The organism is Clostridium sp. LIBA-8841 (assembly GCF_057782475.1).
Genome location: NZ_CM173488.1, coordinates 2,098,293 through 2,109,717, shown reverse-complemented (window position 1 = coordinate 2,109,717; position 11,425 = coordinate 2,098,293). Strand labels below are relative to the sequence as shown.

10 protein-coding genes are annotated in these 11,425 nt (G+C 26.6%); 8 read left to right on the top strand and 2 right to left on the bottom strand.

The features are described 5' to 3' along the window. Positions 1-10 precede the first annotated feature (10 nt). A complete protein-coding gene (locus AC2A4K_RS09230; protein WP_322502196.1) occupies positions 11-1,231 on the bottom strand; it encodes an argininosuccinate synthase in 1,221 nt (406 codons plus the stop codon). A 265-nt stretch (positions 1,232-1,496) separates the two neighbouring features. On the opposite strand from AC2A4K_RS09230, the gene AC2A4K_RS09225 reads away from it, so the two are divergent. From AC2A4K_RS09225 to AC2A4K_RS09205, 5 genes are all read left to right on the top strand, one after another. Next, positions 1,497-2,426: a flippase-like domain-containing protein gene (locus AC2A4K_RS09225; RefSeq protein ID WP_322502195.1), complete on the top strand. Its 930-nt coding sequence runs from the start codon at positions 1,497-1,499 to the stop codon at positions 2,424-2,426. A 395-nt stretch (positions 2,427-2,821) separates the two neighbouring features. Continuing rightward, positions 2,822-5,371 carry a bifunctional lysylphosphatidylglycerol flippase/synthetase MprF gene (gene mprF / locus AC2A4K_RS09220; protein ID WP_322502194.1) on the top strand — a complete coding sequence of 850 codons (2,550 nt, stop codon included), beginning with the start codon at positions 2,822-2,824 and terminating at the stop codon, positions 5,369-5,371. 230 nt (positions 5,372-5,601) lie between these two features. Next, the gene (locus AC2A4K_RS09215) at positions 5,602-6,573 is read left to right on the top strand and encodes a Gfo/Idh/MocA family protein (protein WP_322502193.1); all 972 of its coding nucleotides are present in this window, start codon (positions 5,602-5,604) and stop codon (positions 6,571-6,573) included. A 123-nt stretch (positions 6,574-6,696) separates the two neighbouring features. Continuing rightward, positions 6,697-7,107: a L,D-transpeptidase gene (locus tag AC2A4K_RS09210; RefSeq protein ID WP_416173349.1), complete on the top strand. Its 411-nt coding sequence runs from the start codon at positions 6,697-6,699 to the stop codon at positions 7,105-7,107. A 46-nt stretch (positions 7,108-7,153) separates the two neighbouring features. Further along, the gene (locus AC2A4K_RS09205) at positions 7,154-7,363 is read left to right on the top strand and encodes a heavy-metal-associated domain-containing protein (protein ID WP_322502191.1); all 210 of its coding nucleotides are present in this window, start codon (positions 7,154-7,156) and stop codon (positions 7,361-7,363) included. A 50-nt stretch (positions 7,364-7,413) separates the two neighbouring features. Here AC2A4K_RS09205 and AC2A4K_RS09200 read toward each other — a convergent pair whose 3' ends face one another. Continuing rightward, the gene (locus tag AC2A4K_RS09200; protein WP_322502190.1) at positions 7,414-7,623 is read right to left on the bottom strand and encodes a cold-shock protein; all 210 of its coding nucleotides are present in this window, start codon (positions 7,621-7,623) and stop codon (positions 7,414-7,416) included. A 142-nt stretch (positions 7,624-7,765) separates the two neighbouring features. On the opposite strand from AC2A4K_RS09200, the gene AC2A4K_RS09195 reads away from it, so the two are divergent. The 3 genes from AC2A4K_RS09195 to mgtE all read left to right on the top strand — a co-directional run bounded on the left by AC2A4K_RS09195 (position 7,766) and on the right by mgtE (position 11,398). Then, the gene (locus AC2A4K_RS09195) at positions 7,766-8,425 is read left to right on the top strand and encodes an HAD family hydrolase (protein WP_322502189.1); all 660 of its coding nucleotides are present in this window, start codon (positions 7,766-7,768) and stop codon (positions 8,423-8,425) included. 335 nt (positions 8,426-8,760) lie between these two features. Further along, a complete protein-coding gene (locus AC2A4K_RS09190; protein ID WP_322502188.1) occupies positions 8,761-9,534 on the top strand; it encodes a YdcF family protein in 774 nt (257 codons plus the stop codon). Between the two features lie 526 nt (positions 9,535-10,060). Then, the gene (mgtE, locus tag AC2A4K_RS09185) at positions 10,061-11,398 is read left to right on the top strand and encodes a magnesium transporter (protein WP_322502187.1); all 1,338 of its coding nucleotides are present in this window, start codon (positions 10,061-10,063) and stop codon (positions 11,396-11,398) included. Positions 11,399-11,425 lie beyond the last annotated feature (27 nt).

Below are 11,425 nucleotides of genomic sequence, written 5' to 3'. Positions count from 1 at the left end.
GATCAACTCCTTAAATATCTTTTAACGTTTCATCAAGTTTAGCTTTTACTGTTATAGGTAACCCAAATAAGTTAATGAATCCAGTAGAGTCATTTTGATTATATACAGAATCTTCGCCAAAGGTTGCAAATTCTTCACTATATAATGAATAAGGTGATGTAATTCCTGCGTTAACTATATTTCCTTTGTATAATTTAAGTTTTATTTCACCAGTTACATTTTCTTGTGTTTTTGAAACAAATGCTGAAAGAGCTTCTCTAAGTGGAGTGTACCATTGACCATTATATACAATATCAGCAAATTTTAAGGCAACCATTTCTTTATAATGAGAAGTTTCTTTATCTAGACAAATTGATTCAAGTTCCTTATGAGCAAAGTTTAATATTGTTCCACCAGGAGTTTCATATACACCTCTTGATTTCATACCAACTAAACGATTTTCAACCATATCAATTATTCCAATTGCATTTTCTCCACCAAGCTTATTTAATTTTTTTATAATTCCAACACCATCTAAATTTTCACCATTAAGTTTTAGAGGAATACCTTTTTCAAAACTAATAGTTATATACGTTGGTTCATCTGGTGCATCTTCTAATGTCTTTGAAAGTTCTAGTATTTTCTTATAATCTGGTTCATTTGATGGATCTTCTAAATCTAAACCTTCATGACTTAAGTGCCAAAGATTTTTATCTTTACTGTAATTAGTTTCGTAAGTTATATTTATAGGAATATTTTTCTTAATTGCATATTCTATCTCTTCTTCACGAGATTTTATATCCCATATTCTCCATGGTGCTATAACTGGCATATCAGGTGCAAAAGCTTTTATTGCAAGTTCAAATCTTACTTGATCATTTCCCTTACCAGTACAGCCGTGACAAATAGCATCAGCTTCTTCTTTTTTTGCTATTTCAACTATTCTCTTTGCGATGATAGGTCTTGCAAATGCTGTTCCAAGTAAATATTTTCCTTCATAAGTTGCCCCAGCTTGAATAGTTGGAAATATAAATTCATTTACAAATTCCTCTTTTAAATTTTCAATATATATTTTTGACGCCCCAGTATTTACAGCTTTTTCCTCTAGTTCGTAAAGTTCATCTTCTTGCCCCACATTTCCAACAACTGCAATAACTTCTTGACAGCCATAAGTTTCTTTTAACCACGGTATGATAATAGAAGTATCAAGTCCTCCTGAATATGCTAAGACTACTTTTTTATATTTTTTCATAATAAATTGCCCCCTTGTTATAAATAGAATATAATAGCATTATACAACTAAAAGTATAATTATGCAATTATTATGCGTAAAAAATAAGTAAAACATAAGAAATATGTATAAAAATACTCTTATATGTATACAAATACTCTTATATGTATACAAAAAGAAAGGCTTTATATGTCTTAAAAAATATAAATTATATTTTGAATTTTATTTAATTTAATGTAAAATAATATTAATGAAATGTTAACAAAGGCAAAAGGAGAGAAAGGGTTTGAAAATTAAATTAAATAATAGAATTAAGCTTTTCTTGAAATTAAGTTTTATAACAGTAATACTAGTCTTAGTAGTATTTGGTTTTAAAAATATGTTTAAGGAATTTAATATTAAGTATTTTAATATGTATAGAGATAGATTGCATTTTCTACAACTATTTTTAATTGGTATTGCTGGTATTGTAGCATATATGCCTTTATCTTTTTATGATTTTATTCTTAAAAAGAATGTTGGTATAGATATGAATAATAAAAAGTTATATAAGTATTCTTGGATAGCAAGTTCAATAGCAAGTTTACTTGGGTTTGGTGGAGCAACTTCATTAGCTTTTAAACAATATTTTTATGGGAATCATGTTAAAGATAAAAAGAAACTTTTAAAAGAAATAGGTAAGATAATATTTTTAAATTTAAGTGGTTTATCAATATTATGTATAATTTATGTTTTTCTAGAGTTTAAAGATTTAAAAGATTTAGGAATTATAAAGTATATAGTTTTTGCAATTGCTACATATACACCATTAGTTGTTATAAATTCATTATATAAATATAAAAAGAAAAAAGAAGAAGAGGGATTTGTTTTAAGGGTAATAGGTATATCTTTTATAGAGTGGATTGGAAACATGCTACTTATATATTTAATACTTTTTATTACAGGTGCTCATATAAATATAGCTGAATATTTTTATGTTTATATAAGAGCTACAGCAATTGGGATAGCAAGTATGGTTCCAGGAGGACTAGGAACTTTTGATTTAACCTTTATAAATGGATTTAAGGCATTAGGAATTCCAATAGAGCAAACGTTCTTAGTAATAATACTTTATAGAATAAGTTATTTTATATTACCAGCAGTCATAGGTTTAATTTTATATGTTCATGATTTTGGTATGAATTTTAAAACAATAATAAAGAATAAAAGTAAATAGAATTTAAAAAGTCATTGTATATTTTAAATATAATGGCTTTTTTAAATTAATATTTAAGTATATTTATACATTTTAGATAAATATATAAATGAGGTGATGAAATGAAAAAAAGAGTTATATTTAAATATCAAGAGAAGTGAAATATATGATAAATAATCAAATAAGTTTTTTGATAAACCAAAAATTAAATTATTTTTCTTTTCTTAAATTTACATTAAATTTTACATATAATTAGGTTAAATACGGTTATTGTAACCTTTTCTATATTGATTTCCTTTTTATTCTAAGATAGAATCCTTACATAATTGTAATGTAAATGAAATATTAATCAATGGCTTACAATTACGTTATGAATATATAATATTATTGAAATTTGAACAATGGGAGGATAAAAAGTGAAGTTAAAAATAGGAGATAAATTAAAATTATTTTTAAAAATAGCATTTGTTTCGGTAGTTATACTGTTTATAGTAAGAGAGTTTACTTCAGTATTTAGAAATTTTAATACTGAGTATTTCTTTATGTATAGAAATAAATTAGATTTTGTAAATCTATTAATAATTGCAGCTTTAGGTATTATTTCATATATTCCATTATCTTTTTATGATTTTATTTTAAAGAAAAAAGTAGGGATAAGGTTAAAAAATAGTAGACTTTACAAATATTCATGGATAGCCAGTTCAATAGCGAGTTTACTTGGCTTTGGAGGTGCTACATCATTAGCATTTAAACAATATTTCTATGGGGAGTACGTAGATGACAAAAAGAAGTTATTAAAAGAAATAGGTAAAATAGTAGCTTTAAATCTAACAGGATTATCAATCGTTTGTTGTGCATATATGGGAATGCAAGTATATTCTTGGAATAATTTGGGGGTAATAAAGTATGCTATAGCAATAATAGCTTTATATGCACCAGTATTTATAATTTATTCAACTTATAAATATGTTAAGACAAAGGATAGATTAGAATTTTTCAGTACATTAGGTACTATATTTATATCTTTCTTAGAGTGGCTTACAACTATAATTTTAATTTACGCTACTTTAAGAATAACAGGAGCATCAATAAGTGTTAATACTTTCTTACCAATATATATTGAAGCAGCTGTTATAGGTATAATTAGTATGATTCCAGGTGGAATTGGTACTTTCGATTTAACATTTATGAATGGATTAGAAGGCGTTGGAATTCCTATAGAACAAACATTACTAGTTATAATACTTTATAGAATAAGTTACTTTATAGTTCCAGCAGTTATTGGTGTACTACTTTTTGTACATGATTTTGGTAGCAAAATAAATGAAAAGTTTAATGGTTTACCATATGAAATAGTTTCTAAAGTGGCTTATAAAGTAGTAGTAGCTTTAGTATTCATATCAGGAGCGGTTATAACTTTATCAAATATAGCACCACAATATTTATTTAAAATAAGATTATTAAAAGAACTTTTAGGAAAACAAGTATTAGGACTTTCCATGGGAATGAGTGTAGTATTAGGATTCTTAATAATGCTTACAGCTCTTATGATGAAGTATAGAGCTAAAAGTATATATAAAACAAGTATGATTCTACTTCTTTTAGGAATACCGCTATCACTTACAAGAGGAATAAATCCATATGAATTAGTTTTTATAATGATTGTGGCATATATATTATATTTAAGTAGAAGAATGTTTTATAGAGATAGTTTCGTTGTGAGTTGTAAAAATACTATAATAGATTCGGCAATATTAATGGCATCTTTTTCAGTTTATTTCTTCATTTTAATTAGATTTGGAAGACATCTTAAATATGTTGGAATATTGCGTAAAATGCCTTATAAAATGGCGTATAAATTTGGTTTTATAGCATTTGTATTAGTAACAGTAATTTATGTTGCTATCTATTTCTTCAATGTAAGAAGAAAAATTCCTGTAAGAGTATTTGATGAATGTAAGGAAGAGGTTGAAAGAATAATAGAAGAATATAAGGGAGATTCCCTAACTCATTTAGTATTTTTAAAGGACAAATATATTTATTTAAATGAAGATAAAGATCTATTTATTCAGTATGAGGTATATGGAGACAAGCTTTTTGTTTTAGGAAATCCTGTAGGAAATACGGAAAATTTATTTAGAGAAATAGAAAAGTTCTGTGAATATGCTGACAACTATGGTTATACACCAGTATTTTATCAAGTTAATGATGAAATGATAAGTTATCTTCACTCTAATGGATATGATTTTATGAAAATTGGAGAAGAAGCTAAGGTAGATGTAAAAGAATTTAAAGTTGTAGGAAACAAGATGAAGAGTTTAAAAACTTCAAGAAGTAAGGTAACTAAGGAAGGATATACTTTCCATATGGTTGAGCCACCATTTTCAAGAGAGTTCTTAGATTCTTTAAAAGATATATCAGATGAATGGTTAGATGGAAGAAAAGAAAAAGGATTTTCAGTTGGATTTTTTGATGAAGACTATTTAAGTAAAGCTCCTATAGCTATCTTAAAAGATGCAGAGGGAGAGATAAAAGCCTTCGCTAATATTATGTATATGTATGATGATGAAAGCTTCTCTGTAGATTTAATGAGGTTTAGCAATAATACTCCAAGAGGAGTTATGGATTTTATGTTCATAAGTTTAATTGAATATGGAAAAGAAAATGGATATGAAATCTTTAATATGGGAATGGCGCCACTAGCTAATGTTGGATTATCTAAATATGCTTTTTGGAATGAAAAATTAGCACTTCAAGTTTATGAAAACGGACAAGCTTTTTATTCTTTCAAAGGATTAAGAAGATTTAAGGAGAAATTTAGTCATAAATGGGAATATAAATACATTGCATATAGAAGAAATACATCCATATTAATTACAGTGATACAAGCTGCTATAGTGTGTTCAAGAAGCAGAAATGTAGATGAAAGTTTATTTGTAAGAAATTTAAAAAATATAATTAAATAAAAGGCAATGTTTTAAATTAGTGTTGATTTTAGCTAGAACATAGTCAAATAAAAAATAAAAGTTGTATTGAATATCTTATTAAAAGTTATCTTTTAGAAAAAGATGAGTTAATAAAAAACAATACAACTTTTTTTATGACTCTGTTTTAAAATAAGCTTTGCTTAAAAGTGTTTATTAGTTTAAAATGAATTTAAATGACATAGTTTACATTAAAGATGGGAGCTGAAAATATGAAAAAACTTAAATGGGGAATATTAGGACCAGGAAACATAGCTGGAGATTTTGCAAAGGCTCTAAATAGAGTTAATGGCGAGGTTTATGCTGTAGCATCTAGAAATAAAGAGAGAGCTGAAAAATTTGCTAGTGAAAACAATGTAAAAAAAGCTTATGGAAGCTATGAGGAAATGATAAATGATGAGGAAATAGATGCTATATATATAGCAACACCTCATAGTAATCATTATGAATATATGATAAAAAGTTTAAATAATAATAAACATGTCCTTTGCGAGAAAGCAATAACTGTAAATAAGAAAGAATTAGATGAAGCTTTAAAAATAGCAAAAGAAAATAATTTAGTTTTAGAAGAAGCAATGACTATATTCCATATGCCATTATATGAAAAGGTATTAAATAAAATTAAAAATGGTAAATTGGGAAAAGTTAATATGATTCAAGTTTCTTTTGGAAGTTTTAAAGAATATGATGAAAATAACAGATTTTTTAATATTGATTTAGCTGGAGGAGCACTTTTAGATATAGGAACTTATGCATTATCCTTTGCTAGATATTTCTTATCTAGTATGCCCGTAGAAATACTAACTACAGTTAAAAAAGCTAATACTGGTGTTGACGAACAATCAGGAATAATATTAAAGACTAAAGAGGATGAAATGGCTGTAATTTCCTTAGCATTTAGATCTAAGATGCCTAAGAGAGGAATTGTTTCTTGTGATAATGGATTTGTAACAATTGATGATTTCCCAAGAGCTAATAAGGCTACTATAAATTATTTAGATGGAAAAGTAGAGGTTATAGAAGTTGGAGAGGTTGAAAAGGCTTTAGATTATGAGGTTATTTTTATGGAAAATAGCATAAGGAATAATCAAGAGTCTAAGAGTATGGAATTAACATATGATGTTACAAATATTATGAATAATGTTAGAGAGCAATGGGGAATAATTTATCCATTTGAAAAATAAATGTAGAGAATAATATCACCTAAAGAATATAATATATTGTTAATATTCTTTAGGTGATTTAATTTGAATATAGATCTTTCAAAAAAATATAATTCTTTAAACTATACAAACTTTAATATAGATATGGATTCTTTTGTTAACTCTAATAACTTAGAGAGTAAAACTGATTATCTTTTAGTAACAAATTTAGTAACTAAATACACTTATGTTTATAAGAAAATGAATAATAAGTGGATGAGGTTATATAGGTGGATTAGTACAGTAGGAAAGCCTTCAACACCAACAAGAAAAGGCATTTTTTTAATTAATGGAAGAAAGCCAAGTTTTGCAGGTGCAGACTATTCAGTAAAATATGCAACAAGAATAATTGATGGGTATTATTATCACTCTATTCTGTATGATAGAAGTGGAAAAAACGTTAAAGATGGTAGATTAGGACAAGCCCTAAGTCATGGTTGTATTAGACTTGCCACAGATAATGCTAAATGGATATATGAGAATATACCAGATAATACTACGGTTTTAATAGCTTAGATTACACATACTATTTTAGAACAATCATTTGAAAGGAGAAAATAGTATGGATAAGATTCATTATTTAGTAGACGGACTAGGAAGTTCCACAAATAAAACTCAAGTAAAAAATGCTTTAGAAAATATAAGTGGAGTTCAAAAGGTATGTGTAGATGTAGCTAGAGGAAGTATAGAAGTAATGTTTAATGAAAATACAAGTGAAGATGAAATAAGAGGTTGTATTGAAAACACAGGATTTCCTATAAGAAATTATTAGTATAGTTTAAATAAAAGAGCCCTATTACTTAAGTAATAGGGCTCTTTTGTTTATAGCTTTTGAACATTTGTAGCCATAGGACCTTTTTCACCTTCACTTATATCAAAAGACACGCTTTCACCTTCATGTAAGTCTTTTTCAGGACCTTGTTCTTTAACTTGTGATATATGTACAAATATGTCATCACCTTCATCACAAGAAATAAAGCCATATCCTTTTTCTGGGTTAAACCATTTTACTATTCCAGTTCTACTACTCATAAATATATTTCTCCTTAAATTAAAAAAGTTAAACATTTATAGTATTTCAAATAATAATAAAAATAAACATATTTTTTATAAATTTATATTACTACTAAGAGTTAGTGTTATAATAATAAAAAATGATATTTTAGGAGGAATTATGGATTGTAAAGGGGTTATATTTGATTTCAATGGAACTTTATTTTGGGATTCAGAAAAGCATGAAATTGCTTGGAAAGAATTTTCAAAAGAAATAAGAGGCGTGGAATTAAATGAAGAGGAATTTAAAACTAAGGTTCATGGAAGGACAAATGAACTTATTTTAAAATATATTATAGGAGAAGATTGTGATAAAGATAAAATAGACAAGCTTTCAAAAGAAAAAGAAAGAGTTTATAGAGAGTTATGTAAAAAGGATAAAGAAAATTTTAGGTTAGTGCCAGGAGCTAATGAATTTTTTGATTATTTAAAAGAGAGAGGAATTCCATTTACCATAGCTACTGCCTCTATAAAGGAGAATGTAGACTTTTTTGTTGAAAGCTTTAATTTAAATAGATGGTTTGATATAAATAAAATAGCTTTTGATGATGGAAATACAAGAAGTAAACCAGATCCAGATATTTATTTAAAAGCTGCTGATTTACTTGGAGTTAATATTAAAGACTGCATTGTTTTTGAAGATGCTATTTCAGGAATAAAATCAGCAAATAATGCAGGAGTAAAAGAAATAATAGTTATAGATGGCATAGGAGAAAAAGAAACCTTTAAAGATATAGTTGGTGTCAGTAAAATAATTAAAGACTTTAGAGAGTTATTATAATTGACAACATAACAAATTAATTTAAAAAGAGCTGTATCAAAACTTGCATATAAAACTTATAAATATATTCTCCTCATATTATTTATAGGTTTTATTTATAAGTTATTTTGATACAGCCTCTTTTTATGTGCTTTCAAAACTTAAAAAATTTAATATGAACTATGAACTTTGTTGTAATTTTAATATATTAGTAGTTGAAGAAGTATATTAAAGGTTTCAATAGAATTTAAATGAATTGTAATTAATTTATATATACTCTTTGTAACATTATTGTATAGATTCAGGTTTACAGTTTTGGTAAAATTTATATTGATTACTTTTGAGAGGAGAATATTGTGAAAAAATCAGTACTTAAATTTATTTCGATTCTAATAGGAGTAATTTTCATAGCATATTATTTTTTAGTCAACACCTTAACTGGAAAAACTACATTTAGTTTTTTTTATTTAATAGTTGGAATAGGAATTATAGCCTATGTATTATTAAGAGATAAACTTTTAAAATTAAAATGGTTTAAAAGAATATATAAACCATTTAAAATTTTAACTGTTATATTTGTAATCATATTTATTATAGTTGAAGGAGCAATAATTTTTTATCCTAAGAAATCATTAAATACTTGTGATTATATAGTTGTTTTAGGAGCTGGTATAAGAGGTGAGAGTTTAACGGCAACCTTAAAAGATAGATTGGATAAAACCATAGAATACTTAGATAAAACTGGTTATGACGGTGAAATAATAGTTTCAGGTGGACAAGGTCCAGGAGAAAATATAACAGAAGCAGAGGCAATGACAAAATATTTTACAGAAAAAGGAGTTCCAAGAAATAGAATAATACTTGAAAATAAGGCAACTAGCACTTATGAAAATTTGAAATATTCTAAAGAAATCATAGAAAATTTAAGTGGAAAACCTATCAAGGATTTAAATATTTTAGTCATCACAACAGATTTTCATGCTATGAGAAGTGAACTTTTAGCTAAAAGAAATGGGTATGGCAATGTAGAATTATATACTAGTAATAGTCAATGGTATTTAGTACCTACAATGTATGCAAGAGAATTTTTTGCAGTGTGTAAGTCTTTGGTATTTGATAAATCCATTTAAATGAAAATCAACATTAACCTAAAATAGAGCCAAATGAAAAAGCAGATTAGTATTTACTAATCTGCTTTTGGTTTCAGCATGTAGAATATGAATAAAAAATGTAAAAGGAGAATTACAACACAAAGAAACAAATTATAGGTTATACAGTTTAATAATATTCATAGAAGGCTCTACATGCTTTTATAAAATAAGAAAAAGTGAGGTTAAAAATTACTAAATTATAATTTTTGTTATTATATATTTATGATTTTTTATTACAAAATATTCCCAAAAACAAAAATTCAAAATAAATTTTTGTTTACAAAACGTTAAAAGTTACTTAATATAATATATAGAAATAATATTTTAAAATTTTTATTGTATTTGGAGGTGGTGTAAATGGAAGGAGATCCCCTTAGTAGAAACTTAATATTTAAATTTAAAAACAAGAGGAAAAATACATTTATACCATTTGTACTACAATATGTTAGCTTAGAATTTATTAAATGTAATTAATCCTCTTGTATAATAGAAAAGAGGATAAAATATGAATAAAAGAATAACAGAAGAAAAGTTAAAGGATATGTTGATTAAATATTCTAATAACAAATTAAATTCACTAGATGATATTCATCCAGCTGATATATTAGATTTATTAGAAGAAAATGAAGAGAATATTAAGCTTATACAAAAACTTCCAGAAGATATGATCGCAGATATTATAGATTTTGCGAAGGATGATGATAAGGTAAATATTTTAAAGAGTTTACCAGAGGAAAAAAAGAAAAAGGTTTTACATAATATATCTTCAGATGAGCTTACTGACTTAATGGCAAACTTAAATGATGAAGAATCCAGCAGATTACTTTCAAGTATGCCAGTGCAAGAAGCTAAGGATTTAAAAAAGTTATTAACATATGCACCAGATACAGCTGGTGGAGTTATGGCAACAGAATATATTTCAATAAAGGAAACTATGAGTATAAAAGAAACCCTAGAGTATCTTCAGTTAGTCGCTCCAGAGGCTGAGTCTGCTTATTACATATATGTAGTTGATGATTTAGGAATATTAAAAGGTGTAGTTTCTTTAAGAGAACTTGTTATAAGTAAGTTTGGTGAGAAAATTTCAGAGATTGTAAATAAAAATGTAATAAGCGTTCCTTTTGATATGGATCAAGAAGAGGTTGCAAATATATTTGATAAATATGGTCTTTTAACAATACCAGTTGTAGATTATAAAGATATGCTTTTAGGTATAATAACTATTGATGATGTTATAGAAATCATAAAAGAAGAAACAACCGAAGATATACACCGTTTAGGAGGTGTAGACGGAGAAGAAAAAGTAGATAGTACTGTAAAAGAATCTGTGAAAAGTAGGTTACCATGGTTGTTCGTAAACTTAATAACAGCTTTCTTAGCTTCAGCTACCGTTGGGCTTTTTGAAGGAACTATTAGTAAAGTTGTAATTTTAGCAACATTTATGCCTATTGTTGCCGGAATGGGTGGAAATGGAGGAACTCAAACCTTAACAATCATAGTAAGAGGTATAGCTTTAGGAGAATTAACTTTTAAAAATGCAAAGAGAATTTTCTTTAAAGAGATTGGTGTTGGTATTTTAACTGGTGCTGCTACAGGTTTAGTAACTGCTATTGTGGCTGTTTTCTGGTCAGGAAAGCCTGCAATTGGTTTAGTAATCGGCTTAGCTATGATATTAAATATGACAGCTGCTACTTTTGCAGGATATTTAGTACCGGTTATTTTAAAGAAACTAAAAGTAGATCCAGCTTTAGCATCAGCAGTTTTTGTTACAACAGTAACTGATGTATGTGGATTCTTTTTCTTCTTAGGTTTAGGAACATTATTCTTACCATATTTAACTTAGATTATTATTTATTAAGAAGGTGTAATA